Here is a 22,910-nt window from a genome sequence, read left to right on the forward strand (position 1 = left end):
CCCGAAAGAGTTTTGTCTATCGCCGGGCTTATTGACGCCCTGAGTGACCGAAGCCGCCTTCGCCGCGATCGGTGGCGTCAAAATCTTCCACCAGGTTAAATTCTGCCTGCACAACGGGCACAAACACCATTTGCGCGATACGCTCGCCGGGTTCGATGCTGAAGCTCTGCTGGCTGCGGTTCCAGACGGAAACCATCAGCTGGCCCTGATAGTCAGAATCAATCAGACCGACCAGGTTACCCAGTACGACGCCGTGCTTATGGCCCAGTCCGGAGCGCGGGAGAATCACCGCCGCCAGAGAGGGATCGGCAATATGAATCGCCAGACCGGTTGGCACGAGGGTCGTTGCGCCAGGAGCCAGCTCTACGGCGTCATCGAGACAGGCTCGCAGGTCAAGTCCGGCGGAGCCGGAGGTGGCATAGGTCGGCAGCGGAAATTGCTGACCAACACGCGGGTCCAGAATCTTAACGTCGATTTTTTTCATCATAACGGGTAACGATCTCGTCGAGTAATAATTGGCCCAGGAGTTCCTTGCGCTCAAGTGGTAAGCGCTTATCTCCCTCCTGCCAGAAAAGGTGTAATGCATTGCTGTCGCTGTTAAATCCCTGATTTGGCTGAGAAACATCATTGGCGCAAATCAGATCAAGATTTTTGCGGGCTCGCTTTTGCCGTGCGTATTCTTCCACATTATTTGTTTCGGCGGCAAACCCAACGACGTAAGGGCGGTTGGCCTTAAGCGCGGCGACCCCTGCGACGATATCCGGATTTTTAACCATTTTCAGGGTTAATTCATCACCTTGTTTTTTGATTTTTTCTTCGGCGATGGCGACCGCACGGTAGTCAGCGACCGCCGCACAGCCAATAAAAATATGCTGCTGAGGCGCGCTGTTTTGCACCGCGGCTTCCATTTCCAGCGCGGTGGTGACATCAATTCTGTGTACAAACGGCGGCGTAGGCAGCGAAACCGGGCCGCTCACCAGCGTGACGTTAGCCCCGCGGCGCGCGGCGGCGGCGGCAATCGCGAAGCCCATCTTACCAGAACTGTGATTGGTGATATAACGCACCGGATCCAGCGGCTCGCGGGTGGGGCCCGCGGTAATCATGATGTTCAGATGTTGCAAATCTTTGACAGGCGAGAAATGCTGCGCGGCCATATCCACAATGGTCAGCGGGTCCAGCATCCGCCCCGGGCCAACATCGCCGCAGGCCTGGCTGCCGCTGTCCGGGCCCCAGACCAGCAGACCGCGGGCGGCAATGACGTCCAGATTATGCTGAGTGGCGGCGGCGCGATACATCTGCTGATTCATGGCGGGCACGACGGCGACCGGCGAGGGCGTAGCGAGACAAATCGTCGAAACGAGATCGTTGGCCATCCCTGCCGCGACGCGAGCGATTAGGTCGGCGGTGGCGGGGGCAAGAATGACCAGGTCGGCCCATTTCCCCAGCTCAATATGGCCCATCGCCGCTTCGGCGGCCGGGTCGAGCAGGCTGTCGGAAACCGGATAACCGGATACCGCCTGTAGACTTAATGGCGTAATGAAGGCTTTTGCGGCTTCCGTCATGGCGACGCGGACATCCGCGCCGCGGTCACGCAGGCGGCGCACCAGTTCCGGCGTTTTATAGGCAGCAATGCCGCCGCTCACGCCAAGAACGATCTTTTTACCAGCCAGACTCATCATGATTTTTTCCTGTTGCGGTACACCAGAATTCGCGCATCTTATCACAATCCTGACGGCATCGTGTGCCTCGCGCAGATACACTTTGCGAGGCGCTACGCAGGGATAAAACTTGCGTCTCGGCGGCGCAAAAAGGCTGTGCCAGGATAGCGCGCAGTGGGAAGGAGATGCCGCGATGGAAATACAAGAATCCCTCATGCCGAGGGAAAAGATGCAGCGCTACGGTATCGAAGTTTTGTCGGATATTGAGCTGTTGGCGCTATTTTTACGTACCGGTACCCGCACGCAGGACGTGATGACATTTTCGCGGGAGCTGCTACAGCGTTTTGGCTCGCTGTACGGCCTGCTATCGGCGGAGGAGTCGCAGTTTGCTGAGGTGGAAGGCATTGGTCTGGCGAAATATGCGCAGCTAAAAGGGATTGCTGAACTGGCGCGACGCTATTTTAGCCTGCGAATGACGGAAGAACCCTCGCTGGTTACCCCGTCGATGACGCGGGAATTTCTGCAAAGCCAGCTGGCCGACGAAGAGCGTGAGATCTTCATGGTGATCTTTTTAGATAATCAGAACCGGGTATTGAAACATAGCCGCCTTTTTTCTGGTACTCTTAGCCACGTTGAGGTGCATCCGCGAGAAATCGTACGCGAAGCCATCAAAGTGAACGCCGCCGCGGTGATCCTGGCACATAATCATCCATCCGGTAGTCCTGAGCCGAGCAAGGCCGACAGGTTGATTACCGAAAGAGTGATAAAATGTTGTCGATTCATGGATATACGTGTGCTGGATCACCTTGTTATTGGCCGCGGAGCGTACGTATCTTTTGCTGAACGCGGCTGGATTTAGCCCCGATCGCGCGATCCATCGGGATCTTTGTCTGTTCGGGACTTGAGCACATCGCCGAGTCAGCGTATACTACGCCACCTTTGAGAATCTCGGGTTTGGCATTTGGGCCTGGCAATCGAGAGTTCGCTTAGAACTGCGATGACCGGGCTGTAAAGCCTGACGAGGCGCCAATACCCCATACGAAGCTCGAGCTAATTTGATTTTTGGAGAATAGACATGTCCCGAGTCTGCCAAGTTACTGGCAAGCGTCCGGTGACCGGTAACAACCGTTCCCACGCACTGAACGCGACTAAACGCCGTTTCCTGCCGAACCTGCACTCTCACCGTTTCTGGGTTGAGAGCGAGAAGCGTTTTGTCACCCTGCGCGTATCTGCTAAAGGTATGCGTGTTATTGATAAGAAAGGCATCGATACAGTTCTGTCCGAACTGCGTGCCCGTGGCGAAAAGTACTAAGTACTTAGAGGAAATAAGTCATGGCTAAAGGTATTCGTGAGAAAATCAAGCTGGTTTCTTCTGCTGGTACTGGTCACTTCTATACCACCACGAAGAACAAACGTACTAAGCCGGAAAAACTGGAACTGAAAAAGTTCGATCCAGTTGTCCGTCAGCACGTTTTATACAAAGAAGCTAAAATCAAATAATTTTAGATTCCTTGTAAAGAAAAACCCCGCCTCGGCGGGGTTTTTTGTTATCAAGACTACGCTACCGTCTACACCGTTGGCGCTGGCGAACGTTTACCCCCTGCGCCAGGCGGAAGAGCATGCTGAACAATAATTGCCCTGAACCTCGTTGCTGAACGCGGTAAGATAGTGCATCCTGCCGTTTTTGTTCGAGAAAAGAATGCCTGAATTACCTGAAGTAGAAACCAGCCGCCGCGGCATTGAGCCGCACCTGGTGGGAGCCACCATCCTGCACGCCGTTGTGCGCAACGGGCGCCTGCGCTGGCCCGTTTCTGAAGAGATCTATCGTCTGAGCGACGTTCCGGTGCTCAGCGTACGCCGCCGCGCTAAATATCTGCTGCTGGAACTGCCCGACGGCTGGATTATCGTCCACCTTGGGATGTCGGGAAGCCTGCGTATCCTGAGCGAAGAGCTGCCCGCGGAAAAACACGATCACGTGGACCTGGTGATGAGTAACGGCAAGGTGCTGCGCTATACCGACCCGCGTCGTTTTGGCGCCTGGCTGTGGACCAAAGCGCTGGAAGGGCATCCGGTGCTGGCGCATCTGGGGCCGGAGCCGCTGAGCGATGAGTTCAACGCCGATTATCTGCAGGCGAAGTGCGCGAAGAAAAAAACCGCGATTAAGCCCTGGCTAATGGATAATAAGCTGGTGGTCGGGGTGGGCAATATCTACGCCAGCGAATCGCTCTTTTCGGCGGGCATTCACCCCGACAGGCTGGCCTCTTCACTGTCGCGCGAGGAGTGCGAGCAGCTGGTGAAAGTGATTAAGCTGGTCCTGCTGCGCTCCATCGAACAGGGCGGGACGACGCTGAAAGATTTCCTGCAAAGCGACGGTAAACCGGGCTACTTTGCCCAGGAGCTGCAGGTGTATGGCCGCAAGGGCGAGCCGTGCCGCATTTGCGGGACGCCGGTTATCGGCAGTAAACACGCCCAGCGGGCGACGTTTTATTGTCGCCAGTGCCAGAAGTAAAGTGCGGGGGTTGCCGTGAACCCGGCTTGCGCTGCGCTTAGCCGGGCTACAGGGCTGCGCTTGGTCCGGTAGCCCGGACAGATGCGCAGCATCGCCTCCGGGAAGAGCCTAGACGGCGCAGGATTACAGCTTCTTCAGCAGCGCCTGGTGAACGTTTGCCGGCAGAAAGTGAGAGACGTCGCCCTGGTGGCGCGCCACTTCTTTCACCAGCGAAGAGGAGATAAACGACCACTCTTTGCACGGCATCAGAAACACGCTCTCCAGCGTCGGCATCAAATGACGGTTCATATGCGCCAGCTGCATCTCATATTCAAAATCTGCCACCGCCCGCAGGCCGCGAATTAAAATATTCGCCTGCTGCGCGCGGGCAAAATTGGCCATTAAATCGCTGAAGCCAATAACCTCAACGTTGACCAGATGCGCCGTTGCCTGGGTGGCCAGCGCGATGCGCTCGTCGAGAGTGAACATCGGCTTTTTGCTCGGGCTGGCGGCGATAGCCAGCAGCACCTTATCGAACATGCTGGCCGCGCGGGTGACGATATCGATATGGCCGTTGGTGATAGGGTCGAAGGTTCCCGGATAGATCGCTTTTGTGCTCATAATGACACTTTCTCCGAGTAGCCGCGGCTCAGGGCCCACAGCTCGGTGTATTTATTAAACGTGTATTGCGCGTTGACCACCGCCAGCAGCCAACCTTGTTTCCCATCCAGAATGCCCCCGCGCAGCAGCAGCGTTTTCACAAAGGCGCCCAGCGTATGGCCGAAGATAGCGGCCAGCGAGGTCTTTTTGCCTCTCTGATGGCGCTCCTGCGCCCAGGCGGCGGCGTAGGCCAGCTGCTTTTGCTGAAAGCCGGAGAAATCACGGCAGGTCAGATGCAGCAGGTCGCCCGCGAGTTCGATAACCCGCGCGCCCTGGGCGTCGAGAGATTCGTGGACCAGATTATCGTTATAGCGGTAACGGTCGCGTTCGTACAGGCGCATCACGCGGTCGGGGTACCAGCCGCTGTGGCGCATAAAGCGGCCAAGGAAATAGTTGCGCCGGGCGATGCTGTATATCGCGCCGGTTTGCGGCGCGGCCAGCACGCTGCGGATAGACTGCGCAAGCTCCGGAGTGACGCGCTCGTCGGTATCGATCATCAGCACGTAGTCGCCGGTGGCGTAGGCCTGGGCGCGCTGGCGCTGAATACCGTAGCCCTGCCAGTCGCGATCGACATGCACCTGAACGCCCTGGCTGCGGGCGAGTTCGACGGTGTTGTCGCTGCTGCCGGAATCCAGCAGCACTATCTCATCGGCCCAACTTACCGACGCCAGACAATCAGGCAGCAGATCCGCCGCGTTTTTGGCAATCATCACGACCGAGAGTCGAGGCGACATTAGTGGCTCCGCTGCGGCAGATAGGGTTGCAATAACTGTAGCAGACGGGAAAGCGCGCCCTGGTTTTGGTGCAGAACTTCCACCGCATGGCGACCGTACCACAGACGGTAATCTTCATCGGTCAGCAGGTTAGACACCTGCGTTACCAGCGAGTCGGCGTCGGTGACGGTAATCAGTCCATCGTCCTGCTGCAGCTTGGCGCAGATATCTTTGAAGTTGAACGTGTGCGGACCCATCAGTACCGGTATCGCATGGGCGGCGGGCTCCAGCGGGTTATGGCCGCCGCGCTCCACCAGGCTACCGCCGACAAACGCGAGGTCGGCAATACCGTACAGCAGCATCAGCTCGCCCATGGTATCGCCAATCACCACCTGGGTACTGTTCGACGGGATTTCGCCGGTGCTGCGCAGGGTGTAGCTCATTCCCGCTTTCTGCACCATCTCGCGGGCGTCGCCGAAGCGCTCCGGATGGCGCGGGACAAGGATCAGCAGCAGGTTGGGGAAACGCTCCAGCAGCTGCTTATGCGCCTGAAGAATAATTTGTTCTTCGCCGTCGTGGGTGCTGGTGGCAATCCATACCTGGCGATGCGGCGCCCACTGGCGGCGCAGGGTGATGGCGCGAGCCGCCAGCTCTGGCGTGACCGAAATATCAAACTTCAGGCTGCCGGTGACCGCCAGCTGATTGCGTTTCAGGCCAAGAGCGATAAAGCGGCTGGCGTCTTCTTCATTCTGCGCGGCGATAAGGGTAATGCGGCTCAGCAGCCGACGCATAAATTTCCCCAGTTTGGCATAGCCTTTCGCCGAGCGTTCGGAGAGGCGGGCGTTGGCGATTACCAGCGGGATTTTACGCTTGTGCAGCGTGGCGACCATGTTCGGCCACAGTTCGGTTTCCATGACGATAACCAGCTTCGGCTGAACGGTATTGAAGAAACGGTTCATCGCGCCGGGCAGATCGTAAGGCAGATAGACGTGATGCACGTCTTTGCCGAAAGCGGACATGGCGCGTTCAGAGCCGGTTGGCGTCATGGTGGTGACGGTGATCGGCAGATAGGGGTAACGGTGGCGTAGCGCGCGCACCAGCGGAATCGCCGCCAGCGTTTCACCTACGGAAACGGAATGCAGCAGGATGCCACCCGGTTCTACCTTGTTCTGGCAGAAGCCATAACGTTCCTTCCAGCGTTTACGATAGGCAGGGGCCTTACGGCTGCGTAACAGCAGTCGCAGCCACACCAGCGGCTGAATGAGGTAAAGTAGGGCGGTATAAAGCAATTCCAAGCGATTTATCCGTATTTATGTTTTTGCGGGCAAATTCTAAGCATTTAACCCGCGTAAAGCTATCTCTTTGGCGGAAACTAAGGGATTCAGTATTAAGCCGCGTCGCGATAGCGCTTGATGCGCAGATAGCGGCGTCCAAGACGCCAGCGTAGACGGAACGTACGGGCGTTTTTCCAGATCAGGCGCCAGATACCGCGGTCAAAGAACTCTTTAATGATAATATGCTTTTTTGACTCATCTTTCATGCTATCGAAGGTATGAATAATTCCCAGCCCCTCTTTGGCGATCTGCCAGCGGCAGGCGGAAATATCGCGAACCTTGTCCGGATAACGCTGGTTGATGGCGTCCAGCATCTCAAGAATCTTCATATAGTGGCGCGCTGAACGCATCAGCGTGTCGTCGTTGTCCGGCTTATGCGACACCGATTCCGAGTGAATATAGTAATCGTAGAACTGCTCGCTGGTGTACTGCACGCGTTCTGCCGCCAGCAGCACTTCGGTGGTCCAGGGAATATCCTGATGGCGCAGGCCAGGCTCAAAGTGGAAGCGGTGGCTGGCGATAAACTCCCGGCGGTAGATATTCAGCCAGGTGACATGCAGGAACTTACGAGAATCCAGCGCCTGCTTTAACCAGACGTGGCCGGGCAAAACGCCGGTCGACTGCAGCCGGTCCAGCGGAAAAATAGGATGGATATCTTTTTTCGTCTCGTAGACGTAGCGGCCGTTGCAGGTGGCGACGTCTAGATTGCCCTTTTCCGCCATCTCCAGAAGCGTACGGTACATGCCAGGGTAAAGCTTATCGTCGATATCCGGGAAGGTCAGGTACTTACCCGTCGCCGCGGCGAGGCCGGTATTGCGCGCCACCGACACGCCCTGGTTTTCCTGCTCCAGCACGAGCACGTTTTGCAGGCGCTCTTTCCACTGGTCGATAACCGCAAGGCTACCGTCCGTCGACCCGTCGTTCACCAGGATCAGTTCATAGCTTTCCAGCTGCTGTTGCTCAAGGCACTCAAAGAATTGCGCAAGGAATTTTTCGCCGTTATAGACGGCGGCTACGATGCTTAGTAAAGGCGTTTGACTCATAACTCATTCGATCCTGGTTGAATAACGGCGTCAGGCGCTGCGCAGCTGACGATACTGCTGACAAATCGATGCCACGCTGAACTTCTCCAGCGCCGCTGCGTCGATGGCCGGCGGGCTATGGTAAATGCTTTGCATCGTCTGAGCCAGCGCCGGGCTGTTGAGATCCGCCAGGCCACGCGACAGCTCGCCGGTGAGGATCTCGGTCACGCCGCCCGGGCAGCGGGTGCTGGCGACCGGCGTATCCAGCAGCAGCGCCTCAACCACCACGTTGCCAAAGCCTTCGCTATCGGAGCTGAGGACCAGCATCCGCGCCCCTTTAATCCACGGCAGCGGGTTTTTCTGGAAGCCCTTAAACAGGACGCGATCGGCAACCTGTAGCTGCTGCGCCAGCTGGCGCAGGCGCTGCTCTTGTTCCGGTTTTCCCTGCCCCAGCAGCACCAGCGGCGCATCGATACCGCTTTGCGCATACGCCTCAATCAGGCGGTCGTGGCGTTTACCGGGATGAAAGCGGCCCACGTGGATAATATAGTCGCCGTCGGGGCGCTGGCTGGGTTCTTCGGCCGCGGCGCGCAGAGCGGGGATATCAAACGGGTTATAGATGGTTTTCAACTGGGCCGGGCGAATGGCGAACTGCTCGACCAGGTCTTGACCTACCGCATCGGAGACGGCGACGACGTTGCGTCCCCGGTAAACGCGCCCGATTTTCTGCTGTTTCAGCCAGCGGTCAAAACCGCTGCGGTGTCCGAGATAGGACGCGGAGAACACGCCGTGCAGGCAAAACCAGACGTTGCGCCCGTTCAGCAGGCGGCTGCGGGAGACAATGCGGTCGGTTTTATGCAGATTCGAGAGCACCAGATCGAAACGGCCCTGCTGTTCTGCTTTCTCGATTGCCGCATCAAGCTGGCGCGCGCGCCGGGACAGCTCCGTCAGCTTGCGCCACGGCTTGCGGCAGCGATCGGCGATGACCTGATAATCCAGCCCTTCCGGCAGCGGATAATCGCAGACGTCGCGCAGGGAAAAAAGCGATACCTGTTCACCCTGGCTAAGAAAATGCGCTGCCAGCGTCAGCACGACTTTTTCCGCGCCGCCGCCGGGCAGGCCGTCGATAACAAACAGTATGCGCATCGTTATTTCACCAAATCCTGATAGAGGGAGAGCAGCTGCGCCGAGAGGCGTTCGCTGGTGCAGGTCATGATGCGCTCGCGGGCGCGTTCGCCTTGCGCAGAGCCTAACGCCCGGGCGGGCAGGGCGCTAACCGACTCCTGCAGGGCCGGGATATCCAGCGCATCGCAAACGTAGCCATTGCTGCCCTGAACAATAAACTCCGCGCCGCCGCAGCCGGTAGTCGTAATCACCGGCAGGCCGCAGGCCATCGCTTCGAGAATGACGTTGGGAAACGGATCGTACAGCGTCGGCAGCAGCAGGCCGTCGGCCATCTGATAGAACGGCAGGGTTTCCGACTGCATGCCGAAGAAGCGCACCCGCTCCTCGCAGTTCAGCGTTTTCGCCAGCTGCTGATAGCGGCCCTGCTCTTTATCTTTGCCCACCACCAGCAGGTAGCGGTTGGTCGGCGCGATGGCGCGGATCGCCGCATCCAGCCCCTTGCGCTCAAAGCCGGAGCCGACGTAGATCAGGCAGGTCGCCTGGCGCGGCAGATTCCATTTGGCGCGCAGCGCGACAAAGGCTTCTTCCGTCGGCGGCAGAAAACGCTGGTTATCGATAGCGTTATAGATAACGTGGATTTTTTCCGCCGGCAGGCCGAAGTCTTCAATAATCTCGCGCTTAATCATCTCCGCGTTGCAGATAACGCCGCGCAGGTGCGCGTCCTGGTACATGTCGCGCTCGGCCTGCATCACATAGCGATGGTAGCGGTCGGCAAACAGCAGGCGGCTTTTCCAGCCGGGCAAAATGCGCGAGCGCTGCTGCAGCCAGCGGCGGTGCACGCCGTCTCCGGCGCGGTACAGGTCGCAGCCGGGGATACGCTCGTGGCTTTGCACCAGATCGAAGGCTTCGCGCTGCCACAGCTGGCGGGCGGCGTCGGCAAATCCTCGCTCGCGGCTGATCCGCCCCCATTTGCGCGGATTGCAGATGTGGATGTTCCACTCGGGCTTCACCGGCCCCTGCCATTCGCGGGTGATGACGTTCAGTTCAAGATCGCTGTCGTCGAGGGCTTCCAGCGCGCGGGAGACAAACCGCTCCGCGCCGCCGTCCGGGCGATACTTCTGGCGTACCAGAGCCAGCCTGAATTTACTCATGCCAGTACCTTTTTCGCCGCCGCGATAACCGCGTCGGTGGGGATTAAATCGAGAAAGCGTTCGTTGGTGTTGGTATCAATGTCGTCAGGATCGGGAATCGATCCGAAATCACCCGCCCAAATCACCTCGCCCTGCGCCTGCCATGGACGCCAGAAGGTGAGCTTGGAGGGGCCGAATAGCGCCACCAGCGGCGTACCGAGCGCGGCGGCCATATGCATCGGCACGGAGTCGACGCCGATAAACAGGCGGGCATGGTCGATGACGGACGCCAGCTGGCGCAGGGTGAGCAGCCCGGCGAGGGAGTGCAGGCGAGCATTGGGGCAGCCCGCCATAATGGTGTCGATCATCTGCTTCTCTCTGGCGTCAGGGCCGGAGGTCAGCACGACCGGGTAGCCTGCTTCAGAAAGCGCGTTTATCAGGGCGCTCATCCGCCCTTCGCGCCAGCACTTAAAGAACCAGCGGGAGGTTGGCTGAATGACGATATAGTTATCCTGAAATCCTGCCGGCAGCAGCGCGCGGCTGGCGCGCCAGTCCTGCTCGCTGTAGCCCATCGTCGCCGGCGCGTCAGCAATATCCAGCCCAAGCGGCGCCAGAATCGACAGATTCTGCTGCACGGTATGCAGCTGGTTATGCCGCTCGGTTGAGGCGAGGGCGGTATGGCAAAAACGCCAGGCCGGGTGGCGACGCTTCGGAAAGTCAAAGCCGATACGGATGGCCGCCCCGGTCAGTTTGGTGATGATCGCGCTGGGCCACTGATCGGCAAGATTGAGCACCATATCGTAGCGCTGCTGGCGGAGCATGCGAATCAGCCGCCACTCCATCTTCAGCTGATGGCCGGCGCCCTGTTTTTTCCAGCGCCGGTCAATGCCGTAAATGTGGCGGATATCCGTATTCGCTGCGAGCATATCCCGGGTTTCTTCATAAAGCAGCACATCCACGCAGGCGGCGGGATATTGCTGCTTAAGCGCGTGAATAAGCGGCGTTATCAATAACATATCGCCATGATGGCGAAGCTTAATAACCAGGATTCGCGCCGGGTTCACGCGGCCGGAAGTGCGGGTTTCAGGCGTCATTCTCTATTCTTCATTCAGGGGCAGGGCTCCGATTCTAGGGGATCAGATAGATTGAGAGAAGCCTTGTCTTGCTCTACCATGACCCGATACGTATGGCCTGAGGACGTTTTCGTGCACAAACCCGCATTTCTCATCACGATTGATACAGAGGGTGATAACCTCTGGCAAAAACATGACAGCATCACCACCGAGAATGCGCGCTATCTACCGCGTTTTCAGCAGCTTTGCGAAAAGTATGGTTTTAAACCGGTCTGGTTGACCAACTATGAAATGGCCATCGACCCGGTTTATATCGAATTTGCCAAAGATGCGATCGCCCGGGGAACCGCGGAAATCGGTATGCATCTCCACGCGTGGAACAGCCCGCCGACCGATCCGCTCACCGATGACGACTGGCGACATAAACCGTATTTGATCGAGTACAGCGATGCGGCGATGCGGGCAAAAGTCGACTATATGACCCGCCTGCTGGAGGACACCTTTCAGACCAAAATGGTCAGCCATCGCGCCGGGCGCTGGGCGTTTGACGAGCGCTACGCGCGTCTGCTGGTGGAGTATGGCTATCTGGTGGATTGCTCGGTTACCCCGAGGGTGAACTGGAAGACGGCGAAAGGCGCGCCGCAGGGCGACGGTGGTACCGATTACCGTCATTTCCCGCAGCACGCCTATTTTCTTGACGAGAATGATATCCGTCGTGAAGGGCAATCATCGCTGCTGGAAGTGCCGATGAGCATTCAGTACAAGCATTCCGCGTGGATGAATAGCCTGAAGCAGGGCTACGATCGCCTGCGCGGCAAAGTACGCTCGCCGTCGGTACACTGGCTGCGTCCGATGGGCGGCAACGTTGAGACGATGAAAAAAGTGGTCGAACAAACGTTGACTCAGGGTAATGACTACGTCGAATATATGCTCCACTCTTCAGAGTACATGCCCGGCGGCAGCCCAACGTTTAAAAACGAGCAGGATATCGAGCGCTTATATGCCGATCTGGACGCTTTTTTCAGCTGGCTGGCGCCGCAGGTGAAGGGAATGACGTTGGCGGAGTACTACCAACAGAAACTCACACAGCGATAAAAGATCACAACCAGGTACCGTATGCGTATCGTGAAGCAGTTTACGCGGAAGAAAAATGCCTTCTTCCGCGAAATTAAGTTTAATTTAATTAACTATCGTTACAGAAATAAAAGCGCACGCCAGCCCTTTAATTCCGCGAAGATTCAGCATGTTTTATTATTGCGCCTGGATGACAAAGTTGGGGATATGGTCGTAACGACCGGCTGCGCAAAGCTTTTAGCTGACCGGGGTTATAAGGTTTCGGTGCTTACCGGGCCGGTCTGTAAGCAGATGCTTGCCGGTGCGGATTTTCTTGAGCAGGTTTATTTATATCAGCCGCGGATGCCGTTAAACGCACTGCGTGCGGCAGGATTTGACGCGGTCGTTGATTTTGATGACGTGAAAACCTACGAGCGTTTTAAACTGCTGGCTGATTTACGCCCTGGCTGCGTTATCGGTTTTAATAAACAAGAATATAAGCTTTACGATCACTCCATCCCTTTTCTGGACAGCAGCAGCCATATTTCCGCGCGCTATAAAGCCGTCGCCAGGCTATTTGGTATAGAACACCCTCATTACCACTATCATCTGCCCGGCGATGCTTTTGAGCGGGAAAGAGTCAAAACACTGCTGGATCAGCACAAGGGGAGTCAGCTCTGTATTGCCATAAACCCGTTTACCGCCTCAACGGATAAAGACTTTTGCCGTCATCAGGTTTCTGCTCTGATTGAACGCTTATATACGCTCCCTTATAAAATCAGCGTCGTGATGGTCGGGCATAGCGAGAAAATTCGTCAGCTTAATCTGGAAACGGCGCTGCATCTGCCAGATAGCAATATTAATTCAGCGGTTGAGATTGTTCGCCACTGCGATCTGGTGATTACGGCGGATACCGCCATCGTGCATATTGCTCGCGCGTTCGACAAGCCCATGGTGGCGGTTTACAACAAACGTAAACTCAAAGATACCGGTTTGCCGGGCTATACCATTTGGGCGCCGGGTTATGACAAGGCCAGACAAATTGTCTGCGAAGAGACTAACGTCGCCGACATGACCATTGACGCGGTCTGGCCGGTCATCAAAGCGCAGGTGGATGCCCTGATCGCCGCTCGCCAGCAGGCATAAAAAAGGGCCCGCTGCGGGCCCTTCTCTTAGCGTTTCGCCTTCAGGCTGCCGCTCAGCGCGATGCCCAGCGGCAGCCAAAACAGCGGCCAGCTTTCGCGAGGGTTGCTGATGATAAACATGCCCTGCGAGGCCATAAAAATCAGCGCATAGATAAAAATCGCCAGCCCGTAGCGGCCATCCTGCTGTTTACGCCATGCCTGCCATAACCCTCCGGCAATCACCGCCAGCAGCAGCGCCAGGCCGATTATGCCGCCTTTCAACAGAGCACCAAGATAGACGCTGTGGGTGGTAGTGATATGCTCGCCGCTGTAGTTGGTAAAGTTCAGCTCGTAGTCAAAGCCCCGACCCAGCCACGGCTGGCTGGCCACTTCCTGGAGCGTATGGTGCCAGATACTCAAGCGCAATCCGCTTTGGGTGCCCAGCTCTTCAAAGCGCGCCAGCAGCAGGTCTCCCGTTGGCGTAAAGAAGAAAAGCGCGCCCAGAACCAACGCTAACGCGGCGACAATCAGAAGGTTGCGGCGGGTAAAGACGTGCAGGTGCAGGGTGCAAACAAACGCCACCAGCAGCGCGATAATCGGGCCGCGGCTTTGGGTCAGAAACAGCATCACCAGCATGATGGCCATCGGCACATACAGCAGGTGGCTGCCTTTCTCCTTCAGCAGCATCGCGCAAATAAGGATGCCGATACCGCAATAGCCCGCCAGGTCGATCACGTTGGTCGGGCCGGGATTCTCCGGCGAAACCAGGCGTTCCTTGAGGACCAGCGTGAAGTCGATCGCCATCGTCCAGACGGAGAGCACCGTGATCCCGGCCACGACGCTCAGCAGCGCCAGATGTCGGGTCCGGGGATGGCCAAGTAGCGTTGTCAGCAGCAGAAGATAGAAAATTAAATAGGTGCCATGGGTCAGAGGGGAATCGATATGCTGCGGCGTCTGCCCCCAAATATTGCTCAGCGCATAGTACACGCAGAATACCACCAGCAGGCTATAAACCGGCCACCGCTGGCGGATGCTTTCCGCTATTGCCTGACGGTTGTCTTTGTTAAGCAGTGAAAGCAAAAAGAGCAAAATAGATAAATGAAGGAGGTTATTTGTCCGGGTTGATACGCAGAAAATAGCGCTAAAAAACAGAAACAAAGTGAAGAAAACGGTGTAGCCCTGTCTGGCGTAATTACTTATTTTTAAAGTACTCATCAAAAGAAACCTTTTCGAAAATCGTTTCCGGAACCGCGCTTTCTAACGAGAAGTTGACGACCCGAATATGGTTTTGTTGCAGCACGTTGGCAGCGTGCGAAAAGGACGGCATGACCAGGTCATCCACCTTATTTGCCAGCCAGGAGGGGAGTTTATCCTGTTCCGTTTCGTAGAATCGCGGCTGGTTGAAATTACTCATATCCAGCCCGCTTATCAGAATGGTTTTAAATCCCAGCCACATCAGAATTTGCAGTGCCCAGTAGACCACGGTTCCGGCATCGAAAATGCCGTGACGAATGTCGGTGCTAAAGCAAATATCCTGCCTTTGCGGATGAAAGCGTAGCGCGGGGACGCCGCGCCAGGCCTGCTGTATCGCGTTTTTGGCGACTTTAGGCTGATAAATTTTATAACAGGCGTCTTCAATTAATGCCAAACGACAGCGAAGCTCTGCGCCGTGGCGGTCGAGGATTTTGGCGATACCGTGCATGGTGGTGAAGAGCACGAGATCGGGTTGGCTAATCACCGAACGGATCACGTCCGGTTTTTTATCGTAAAACTCCATATCCACGATGGTATAGAGCGAAAATTTAATTTTATCAGAGAGATGCCAGGCGCCGTTCACCCCCATCACCGGAATACTTTTCGGCAGCAGCGTAAAATCGATGCGGCGCGTAGAGGGGCCGGTGGCGGTCAGCAGCACCTCGCCCTGAGCGCTATCCTTCAGTTCGCTGAGATTGACCAGCGGAACCGCTTTCCCTTTGTATTTCAGGGTGCGGATTTCGCCGCTCGCCGCGCGCGTGATATGGGTAAACGGCCAGAGATTTTCGTTATGGCGAAAGGCGCGTCGATGCGTGTAGCGATAGATCTGCTTAAATAATGAACCCATTAAGCCAGTTCCTGAGATTTCAACAGTTGCCGAACCCGGGACGCGGGAATATCGCCCGTGCTGCTGCCGCTTTCCGGGCGCACCACGTGCTGATTTTTACCGTAGCCGCCAATCAGCCCCGGATCGGTCGGGCCGTACAGCGTGAAGTTCGGTTTATCGAGCGCGGCGGTGAGATGGCTCAGCCCCGTGTCGACGGAAACGACCCCGCGCGCGCCGGCCAGCACCTGGGCTACCTGCTCCAGGCTCATGCGCGGCAGGACGTCGACAAAATCGTGCCCTTCCGCCAGGCGTCCGGCCCGCGCCTCTTCATGGGGGGCGCCCCACGGCAGTTTGATGCGTACGCCGCTGTCGGCAAGCAGGGCGATAAGCGCCCGCCAGTTCTCTTCCGGCCAGTGTTTATCATCGCGCGTTGTGGCGTGGAGGAACACCAGATACGGCGCAGCGGACGGGTCAGCCTGACGCAAAAAATGGCGGGCGATCGCGTAGTCGCCCTGGGTTTCCGGCTTCGCGTAGCCGAGGCTTTTCGCGAACAGCTCGCGGGTGCGCTCAACGGCGTGCTGCTGTTTAGCGATATGGTGACGACGGTTGTAAAACAGGCTCGCCAGCGGCTCGCGGGCGGTCTGCCAGTCCATACCGTGCTTCACGCCGCGGGCCAGTCGGGTGACCAGCGCGGCGCTCTTCACCAGCCCCTGGGCATCGATGATAGCGTCGTACTTTTCCGCGCGCACGGCCTCGCGGAACGCCTTGCGCTCGGCTTTGATCGGCGCGGAAAACCACGCCTTACGCCAGCGGCGAATCGCCACCGGGATGACCCGGTCGACGCTCTCATGCCAGGAAGGGATCTGCGCGAAGCCTTCTTCAACCACCCAGTCGAAACGAATGCCGGGAAAGGCCAGCGCGGCGTCGCTCAGCGCGGGCAGCGTGTGCAGCACGTCGCCCATGGACGAGGTTTTTACGATCAGTACCCGCATCCGTCAGGCTTCCTCTTGTTCCGTTTTTTCCAGCAGCAGGTCGTTTAATTCTTCCAGTACGCGCTGCGGCGTAATGTCGATCAAACTCTGATGATAGCCTTCGGCGGCGTCGCCTTTACGCACTTTGTGGTAGCCGCTGATCAGGCGGATCACGCGCGCTTTGTGCGACAGCGGTGGAGTGAAGTCCGGGCTGCTGGGCCCGTAGAGCGCCACCAGCGGACGGTCCAGTGCCGCGGCGACGTGCATCAGGCCGGAATCGTTGCTGACCACCGCTTTACAGGCGGCGATCAGAATAACGGCCTGCTCAAGCTGGGTTTCGCCGGCCAGATTGCGGCACCATGCCTGCTGTTCGGTCGTGAGCGCGGCGAGGATTTCATTGCCCGCTTCGTGGTCTTTCGCGGAGCCAAACAGTACGATCTGAAAGCCTTCGTCGATCAGCTGTTTCGCCAGCTCGGCGTAGTGATAGTGCGGCCAGCGTTTTGCCGGGCCGAACTCTGCGCCGGGGCAGAAGCCGATAATCGGGCGCTCGGCTGAGAGATTAAACGCGCTGCAGGCCTGCGATTTTTCGCCTTCATGCACCTGCAGCTGCGGCCAGAGCAGCGGCTGCGGCAGATCTTTCGCGCAGCGCATCACGCCTTTGTCGTAGGCCAGACCGACGTAGCGTTCGACCATCAGCGGCCAGGCGTCTTTATCCAGCTTACGGGCGTCGTTCAGCAGGCCGTAGCGCATTTCGCCGAGCCAGCCTGTGCGATGCGGTATTCCCGCAAAGAACGGCACGAGGGCCGATTTAAACGAGTTGGGCAGCACGAAAGCGCGATCGTAGCGACGTTCGCGCAGGCTGTGCCCAAGCTTACGCCGTTCACCGATTTCCAGCGCGCCGTGGCCGAGCGGCATCGGGATCGCTTCGTTGACTTCCGGCATGCGCGATAGCAGCGGACGGCACCATGCGGGCGCCATCACGTCGATTATCGCCTGGGGATAGCGCGCCCTGAGCGTACGGTAAAGACTTTGCGACATCATCATGTCGCCCACCCATGACGGGCCAACCACCAATATTTTCATTCATTCCATCCTTCAAGCTGTCTCTGCGTTGGCTGCCTGCGTTCCCTCCGGTCACTGACTTTAGTCAGCTCCCGGAGAATCACTGAGTTGCCGCCTTGATACCGCTCGAATGATTTTATGAATTCGCATGATTGTCGCGATTGAGCCAGGCCATATATTCCGTTACGCCTTCGGCAACGGTCTTAAACGGTTTATCGTAGCCCGCTGCGCGCAGGTTAGTCAGATCCGCCTGAGTAAACGCCTGATAGCGGCCTTTGAGTTTATCCGGGAACGGAATGTACTCGATGCTGCCTTTCTGGTGATAAGCCAGCGTTGCGTCTGCAACGGCCTGGAAAGACTCCGCGCGCCCGGTGCCGAGGTTGAAGATGCCGGAAACGCCGTTTTCCCAGAACCACAGGTTCACCGCCGCGACGTCGCCGACGTAGACGAAGTCGCGCTTGAAGCCGTCGCTGCCTTCGAACAGTTTCGGACTTTCGCCATTATTCAGCTGGGTGTTCAGATGGAAAGCGACGCTGGCCATGCTGCCTTTATGACCTTCGCGCGGCCCGTAGACGTTGAAATAGCGGAAGCCGACAATCTGCGAGTTCGCTTCCGGCAGGATCTGACGGACGTATTCATCAAACAGAAACTTGGAGTAGCCGTAAACGTTGAGCGGCTGCTCGTATTCGCGGGATTCAATAAAGTCGCTGGTGCGGCCGCCGTAGGTCGCTGCGGAAGAGGCGTACAGGAACGGGATTTCACGCTCCAGACAGTAGTGCAGTACCTCTTTGGAATACTGATAGTTGTTATCCATCATGTACTTGCCGTCCCACTCCGTGGTGGAAGAGCAGGCGCCTTCATGGAAAATAGCGTCGATATCGCCGAACTCTTCGCCCGCCATAATCTGGATCAGAAAGTCTTCTTTATCCATGTAGTCGGCAATGTTCAAATCCACCAGATTGATGAATTTGGTCCCGTCTTTCAGATTATCTACGACCAGAATGTCGGTAATACCCTGGTCATTCAGCGCCTTAACGATATTGCTGCCGATAAAGCCTGCGCCGCCGGTAACGATGATCATAACTGTAACCTTTGAAGTTGGTAGTCCAGAGACAATCCGGACATGAATACTCCTATCATATCACTACATCGGAAAGGCTTCAGCCATTCGCCGATAAGGTAGAGAGGGACTCGTGATTTATGCTGCAAATAATTCATGCAGTAATGCATCATCTCGTATCAGCGTATAGCTTTAGGTAATATGTGCCAAATTTTGCCGAATCTGGAGAGTTGCAATGCGTGGGGATTTCTACAAACAGTTAACCAATGACCTGGATACCGCGCGTGCGGAAGGGTTGTTTAAAGAAGAACGGATCATCACTTCGGCGCAGCAGGCGGATATCACCGTCGGCGGCAGCCAGGTCATTAACTTCTGCGCCAATAACTATCTCGGCCTCGCGAACCACCCGGAACTGATTGCCGCCGCGAAAAGCGGGATGGACAGCCACGGCTTCGGCATGGCCTCCGTGCGCTTTATCTGCGGTACCCAGGACAGCCACAAAGCGCTTGAGAAGAAGCTGGCCGATTTTCTCGGTATGGAAGATGCGATTCTGTACTCCTCCTGCTTCGACGCCAACGGCGGCCTGTTTGAAACCCTGCTCGGCGCAGAGGACGCGATTATCTCCGATGCTCTGAACCACGCGTCGATCATCGACGGCGTGCGCCTGTGTAAAGCGAAGCGCTTCCGCTATGCCAACAACGATATGCAGGAGCTGGAAGCCCGTCTGAAAGAGGCGCGTGAAGCCGGCGCGCGCCATGTACTGATCGCCACCGACGGCGTGTTCTCCATGGACGGGGTGATCGCCAACCTGAAGGGCGTCTGCGATCTGGCGGATAAGTACGACGCGCTGGTGATGGTCGATGATTCGCACGCCGTGGGTTTTGTGGGTGAAAACGGCCGCGGCTCCCATGAGTACTGCGACGTGATGGGCCGCGTCGACATTATCACCGGTACGCTGGGTAAAGCGCTGGGCGGCGCGTCCGGCGGCTATACCGCCGCGCGTAAAGAAGTCGTCGAGTGGCTGCGCCAGCGCTCGCGTCCGTATCTGTTCTCCAACTCGCTGGCGCCGGCGATTGTCGCCGCCTCCATCAAAGTGCTGGAGATGGTGGAAGCGGGCAGCGAGCTGCGCGATCGTCTGTGGGCTAACGCGCGCCTGTTCCGTGAAAAAATGACCGCGGCAGGGTTTACCCTTGCGGGCGCCGATCACGCCATTATCCCGGTGATGCTCGGTGAAGCCACCGTGGCGCAGCAGTTCGCGCGCGAGCTGCAAAAAGAAGGTATTTACGTCACCGGATTCTTCTACCCGGTGGTACCAAAAGGCCAGGCGCGTATCCGTACCCAGATGTCTGCGGCGCATACCCCTGAACAAATTGAACGTGCGGTGGAAGCCTTTACCCGCATCGGTAAACAACTGGGCGTCATTGCCTGAGGGTGTGAGATGAAAGCGTTATCCAAACTGAAGGCGGAAGAAGGCATCTGGATGACCGACGTACCGGAACCGGAAGTCGGCCACAACGATCTGCTGATTAAAATTCGCAAGACCGCGATTTGCGGTACCGACGTGCATATCTACAACTGGGACGAGTGGTCGCAAAAGACCATTCCGGTTCCGATGGTGGTGGGGCATGAATACGTCGGCGAAGTGGTGGGTATCGGTCAGGAAGTTCGCGGCTTTAAGCTGGGCGACCGCGTTTCCGGCGAAGGGCATATCACCTGCGGCCACTGCCGTAACTGCCGCGCCGGGCGTACGCATCTGTGCCGCAATACGACGGGCGTCGGCGTCAACCGTCCGGGCTGTTTTGCCGAATATCTGGTGATCCCGGCGTTTAACGCCTTTAAAATCCCCGACAATATCTCTGACGATCTGGCGTCGATTTTCGATCCGTTTGGCAACGCCGTGCATACCGCGCTTTCATTCGACCTCGTCGGTGAAGATGTGCTGGTTTCCGGCGCCGGCCCGATTGGCGTGATGGCCGCCGCGGTGGCGAAACACGTTGGCGCGCGCAACGTCGTGATTACCGATGTTAACGAATATCGCCTGGAGCTGGCGCGCAAAATGGGCGTCACCCGGGCGGTGAACGTGGCGAAAGAGAACCTTAACGATGTGATGGCCGAGCTGGGCATGACCGAGGGTTTCGACGTGGGTCTGGAGATGTCCGGCGCGCCGCCGGCGTTTCGCACCATGCTCGATACCATGAACCACGGCGGGCGTATTGCCATGCTGGGTATTCCGCCATCGGATATGTCTATCGACTGGACCAAGGTGATTTTCAAGGGGCTGTTTATCAAAGGGATTTATGGTCGCGAAATGTTCGAAACCTGGTACAAGATGGCCGCGCTCATCCAGTCCGGGCTCGATCTGTCGCCGATCATCACCCACCGCTTTGGCATTGATGATTTCCAGCAGGGCTTTGACGCGATGCGCTCCGGCCAGTCTGGCAAAGTCATTCTCAGCTGGGATTAATTCCGCCCCGGTCAGGATGGTAAAAAAGCGCCCACGGGCGCTTTTTTGAGAGTTATCCTACAATTTTGTGATACTTAATCCACTCCGCACTTTTTCTAAATCGCTTTCTCGCCTATTCGTTTATACAGTCAGTTTAACCATGGTTTAACCCTATAAAGATTATGCTTAAACTTTCTGTATGCTTATTGACCTGTAATTCATCTCGCTTATTACGGGAGGTATTACCGCCGCTGCTCAGGGTGGCTGATGAATTTATCGTCATCGATTCAGGCAGTACGGATGCTACGCTGCAGATTTGCCAACAGTTCGGTCTCTCCGTTCACCATCATCCTTATACCGCTCACGGTACGCAGATGAATTATGCGACCTCTCTGGCCCGCCACGACTGGGTGCTGTGTGTGGACAGCGATGAGATCCTTGACGACGAGGTGGTGGCGGCAATTCTGGCGCTCAAGGCCGGCGATGAGCCGGACCCCGCCTGCGCATGGCGTCTGCCGCGCTACTGGTTCGTGCTGGGTGAAGAGGTGCGCACCATTTATCCGGTATCATCGCCGGATTTCCCGGTTCGCTTGTTTAACCGCTCCGTCGCTAGGTTCAACGATCGGCCGGTAGACGATCAGGTGGTTGGCTTTACGCACTCTGCCCGGCTACCGGGATTCGTGCGCCACGATACCTTCTACTCCCTGCATGAAGTGTTTAGTAAGCTCAATAGCTACACCACGCGGCTGGTTAAACACCAGAAAATCAGGCCGTCTCTTGCGCGCGGAGCGATCAGCGCGATTGGCGCTTTCTTTAAGTGGTATCTGTTCAGCGGAGCGTGGCGAAAGGGCAAGGTTGGCGTGGTCACCGGGCTTTACGCGACCTTTTACAGCTTTCTTAAATACTTTAAAGCCTGGTATGCCCATCAGGACAAGCCGGAATCCGCGGCGGATAAGCACACGGACTCCCGGACGATTTAGTTGGTAGGCTTATCCCAGCCCTGCCACTTCAGCTGGTAATACTGCACCAGCGTGCTCTGAGTGATGCTTTCGCTCAGAATGGTAAAGAAGCGGCTGGCGTTGACCGGCTCCGGCGGACGCTTAGATTTGCACTGTTTCACGCCGCGGAACGGATTGCGCGACGGCTGAACGGACGGCGGCGCGGTGTTCGGCGTTGAGGTATCCACCTGCGGCTCGTTGAGCAGGCTGCTCGGGCGAACCAGAGTGATATCCGGCGGCAGGTTATACACCATCTGCTGCAGCACGCGCACCGTCGTCGGGTGCGGGTGGCCGATAGCAATGGCGGAACCGTTGCGCCGCGCCAAAGCGATAGCGCGGTTGAACTGATAGCGGATATCCGCTTCGTTTTGGGTATCGTCGAGGAAAACCTTACGCTTAATCACCTTTACGCCGGTGCCCTGCGCCGCGCGCATGGCCTGGGTATTGCCGATGGTGACGCTATCGAGGAAGTAGAGATTGTAGCGCTCGAGCGCCTGCATCACCTTCTGCATGCCGAAGAGATTCGACGTCATGGCGCTGCCCATATGGTTATTCAGCCCCACGGCGTACGGAACCTTACCGTAGGCTTCACGGATAATGCGCTCTATCTCGCTGCTGTTCATATCCGGGCGGAGGGTGTCTTTTTCCAGCGGCTGTTTGCTGAGCGGCGCCATTGGCAGGTGGATGAGCACCTCGTGGCCGAGATTATGCGCTTTGGTCGCCATTTCTCGGGCGTGGGGCGCATTAGGAAGGACGGCAACGGAGATCGTCGCTGGCAGCGCCAGCACCTGGTTTTCCGTTTGTGGACGATAGCCAAAGTCGTCGATAACAATGGAGAGTTTGCCGGCAAATACCGGCGACGCCATAACCAGCGTACCGGTTACCGCGAGTGCAATTCTGCGAAATTGAAGCAAAA

The 22,910-nt window shown here is 57.1% G+C and carries 24 protein-coding genes; 9 read left to right on the forward strand and 15 right to left on the reverse strand.

The genetic code is table 11. From position 1 onward, the window contains the following. Positions 1-28: 28 nt before the first annotated feature. Together dut and coaBC are read right to left on the reverse strand one after the other, a co-directional pair. The gene (gene dut / locus ABLV30_RS24210; RefSeq protein WP_004855506.1) at positions 29-487 is read right to left on the reverse strand and encodes a dUTP diphosphatase; all 459 of its coding nucleotides are present in this window, start codon (positions 485-487) and stop codon (positions 29-31) included. Further along, positions 465-1,676 (reverse strand): bifunctional phosphopantothenoylcysteine decarboxylase/phosphopantothenate--cysteine ligase CoaBC, encoded by a 1,212-nt coding sequence (gene coaBC, locus ABLV30_RS24215; RefSeq protein ID WP_014227252.1) that lies wholly within the window; start codon positions 1,674-1,676, stop codon positions 465-467. Before coaBC ends, dut begins: the two co-directional genes overlap by 23 nt. 175 nt (positions 1,677-1,851) lie before the next feature. Between coaBC and radC the strand changes: the two genes are divergently transcribed. From radC to mutM, 4 genes are all read left to right on the forward strand, one after another. After that, positions 1,852-2,517, forward strand: a complete 666-nt coding sequence (gene radC, locus ABLV30_RS24220; protein WP_004126657.1) for a DNA repair protein RadC — start codon at positions 1,852-1,854, stop codon at positions 2,515-2,517. A gap of 216 nt (positions 2,518-2,733) precedes the next feature. Further along, on the forward strand, positions 2,734-2,970 hold the full coding sequence (gene rpmB, locus ABLV30_RS24225; RefSeq protein ID WP_002436699.1) for a 50S ribosomal protein L28: 237 nt from the start codon (positions 2,734-2,736) through the stop codon (positions 2,968-2,970). Between the two features lie 20 nt (positions 2,971-2,990). After that, positions 2,991-3,158, forward strand: coding sequence for a 50S ribosomal protein L33 (gene rpmG / locus ABLV30_RS24230; protein ID WP_003024094.1), 168 nt, complete (start codon positions 2,991-2,993; stop codon positions 3,156-3,158). A gap of 199 nt (positions 3,159-3,357) precedes the next feature. Next, positions 3,358-4,167: a bifunctional DNA-formamidopyrimidine glycosylase/DNA-(apurinic or apyrimidinic site) lyase gene (mutM, locus tag ABLV30_RS24235; RefSeq protein ID WP_014227251.1), complete on the forward strand. Its 810-nt coding sequence runs from the start codon at positions 3,358-3,360 to the stop codon at positions 4,165-4,167. A 123-nt stretch (positions 4,168-4,290) separates the two neighbouring features. On the opposite strand, the gene coaD is transcribed toward mutM, so the two are convergent. The 7 genes from coaD to rfaQ all read right to left on the reverse strand — a co-directional run bounded on the left by coaD (position 4,291) and on the right by rfaQ (position 11,224). Continuing rightward, a complete protein-coding gene (coaD, locus tag ABLV30_RS24240) occupies positions 4,291-4,767 on the reverse strand; it encodes a pantetheine-phosphate adenylyltransferase (protein ID WP_004106901.1) in 477 nt (158 codons plus the stop codon). After that, on the reverse strand, positions 4,764-5,540 hold the full coding sequence (locus ABLV30_RS24245; protein WP_046876802.1) for a glycosyltransferase family 2 protein: 777 nt from the start codon (positions 5,538-5,540) through the stop codon (positions 4,764-4,766). The genes coaD and ABLV30_RS24245 overlap by 4 nt, the downstream gene beginning before the upstream one ends. Next, positions 5,540-6,814 (reverse strand): lipid IV(A) 3-deoxy-D-manno-octulosonic acid transferase, encoded by a 1,275-nt coding sequence (waaA, locus tag ABLV30_RS24250; protein WP_014227249.1) that lies wholly within the window; start codon positions 6,812-6,814, stop codon positions 5,540-5,542. The genes ABLV30_RS24245 and waaA overlap by 1 nt, the downstream gene beginning before the upstream one ends. 92 nt (positions 6,815-6,906) lie before the next feature. Next, complete coding sequence (locus tag ABLV30_RS24255; RefSeq protein ID WP_014227248.1) at positions 6,907-7,896, reverse strand: glycosyltransferase; 990 nt, start codon at positions 7,894-7,896, stop codon at positions 6,907-6,909. A gap of 30 nt (positions 7,897-7,926) precedes the next feature. Next, entirely contained in the window at positions 7,927-9,021 is a 1,095-nt protein-coding gene (locus ABLV30_RS24260; protein ID WP_048262739.1) for a glycosyltransferase, read from the reverse strand. A gap of 2 nt (positions 9,022-9,023) precedes the next feature. Then, the gene (locus ABLV30_RS24265; RefSeq protein WP_032718809.1) at positions 9,024-10,151 is read right to left on the reverse strand and encodes a glycosyltransferase family 4 protein; all 1,128 of its coding nucleotides are present in this window, start codon (positions 10,149-10,151) and stop codon (positions 9,024-9,026) included. Continuing rightward, on the reverse strand, positions 10,148-11,224 hold the full coding sequence (rfaQ, locus tag ABLV30_RS24270) for a putative lipopolysaccharide heptosyltransferase III (RefSeq protein ID WP_265801288.1): 1,077 nt from the start codon (positions 11,222-11,224) through the stop codon (positions 10,148-10,150). The genes ABLV30_RS24265 and rfaQ overlap by 4 nt, the downstream gene beginning before the upstream one ends. A 111-nt stretch (positions 11,225-11,335) precedes the next feature. On the opposite strand from rfaQ, the gene ABLV30_RS24275 reads away from it, so the two are divergent. After that, positions 11,336-12,298: a polysaccharide deacetylase family protein gene (locus tag ABLV30_RS24275; protein WP_004855488.1), complete on the forward strand. Its 963-nt coding sequence runs from the start codon at positions 11,336-11,338 to the stop codon at positions 12,296-12,298. 21 nt (positions 12,299-12,319) lie between these two features. Continuing rightward, on the forward strand, positions 12,320-13,402 hold the full coding sequence (locus tag ABLV30_RS24280; RefSeq protein WP_348865685.1) for a glycosyltransferase family 9 protein: 1,083 nt from the start codon (positions 12,320-12,322) through the stop codon (positions 13,400-13,402). A 26-nt stretch (positions 13,403-13,428) separates the two neighbouring features. Here the strand turns inward: ABLV30_RS24280 and ABLV30_RS24285 are convergent, their stop codons facing one another. The 5 genes from ABLV30_RS24285 to rfaD form a co-directional block, all read right to left on the reverse strand. After that, positions 13,429-14,595: an O-antigen ligase family protein gene (locus tag ABLV30_RS24285; protein ID WP_014839788.1), complete on the reverse strand. Its 1,167-nt coding sequence runs from the start codon at positions 14,593-14,595 to the stop codon at positions 13,429-13,431. After that, positions 14,573-15,481 (reverse strand): hypothetical protein, encoded by a 909-nt coding sequence (locus tag ABLV30_RS24290; RefSeq protein ID WP_057174147.1) that lies wholly within the window; start codon positions 15,479-15,481, stop codon positions 14,573-14,575. The genes ABLV30_RS24285 and ABLV30_RS24290 overlap by 23 nt, the downstream gene beginning before the upstream one ends. Then, positions 15,481-16,452, reverse strand: coding sequence for a lipopolysaccharide heptosyltransferase RfaC (gene rfaC / locus ABLV30_RS24295; protein WP_025107811.1), 972 nt, complete (start codon positions 16,450-16,452; stop codon positions 15,481-15,483). Before rfaC ends, ABLV30_RS24290 begins: the two co-directional genes overlap by 1 nt. A gap of 3 nt (positions 16,453-16,455) precedes the next feature. Continuing rightward, entirely contained in the window at positions 16,456-17,514 is a 1,059-nt protein-coding gene (gene rfaF, locus ABLV30_RS24300) for an ADP-heptose--LPS heptosyltransferase RfaF (RefSeq protein ID WP_014227240.1), read from the reverse strand. A gap of 115 nt (positions 17,515-17,629) precedes the next feature. Then, a complete protein-coding gene (gene rfaD, locus ABLV30_RS24305) occupies positions 17,630-18,574 on the reverse strand; it encodes an ADP-glyceromanno-heptose 6-epimerase (protein WP_014227239.1) in 945 nt (314 codons plus the stop codon). Positions 18,575-18,788: 214 nt separating this feature from the next. Between rfaD and kbl the strand changes: the two genes are divergently transcribed. The 3 genes from kbl (at position 18,789) to ABLV30_RS24320 (ending at position 21,976) form a co-directional block, all read left to right on the forward strand. Then, on the forward strand, positions 18,789-19,982 hold the full coding sequence (gene kbl / locus ABLV30_RS24310; RefSeq protein WP_014227238.1) for a glycine C-acetyltransferase: 1,194 nt from the start codon (positions 18,789-18,791) through the stop codon (positions 19,980-19,982). 9 nt (positions 19,983-19,991) lie between these two features. Next, positions 19,992-21,017, forward strand: a complete 1,026-nt coding sequence (tdh, locus tag ABLV30_RS24315) for an L-threonine 3-dehydrogenase (RefSeq protein WP_004855475.1) — start codon at positions 19,992-19,994, stop codon at positions 21,015-21,017. A 161-nt stretch (positions 21,018-21,178) separates the two neighbouring features. Continuing rightward, the gene (locus ABLV30_RS24320; RefSeq protein WP_048262731.1) at positions 21,179-21,976 is read left to right on the forward strand and encodes a glycosyltransferase family 2 protein; all 798 of its coding nucleotides are present in this window, start codon (positions 21,179-21,181) and stop codon (positions 21,974-21,976) included. On the opposite strand, the gene ABLV30_RS24325 is transcribed toward ABLV30_RS24320, so the two are convergent. Then, a complete protein-coding gene (locus ABLV30_RS24325; RefSeq protein ID WP_048262728.1) occupies positions 21,973-22,908 on the reverse strand; it encodes a divergent polysaccharide deacetylase family protein in 936 nt (311 codons plus the stop codon). The genes ABLV30_RS24320 and ABLV30_RS24325 overlap by 4 nt on opposite strands. Positions 22,909-22,910: the final 2 nt, after the last annotated feature.

This window comes from Klebsiella sp. CN_Kp113, assembly GCF_040064585.1.
In the GTDB taxonomy this organism is placed as follows: domain Bacteria; phylum Pseudomonadota; class Gammaproteobacteria; order Enterobacterales; family Enterobacteriaceae; genus Klebsiella; species Klebsiella michiganensis.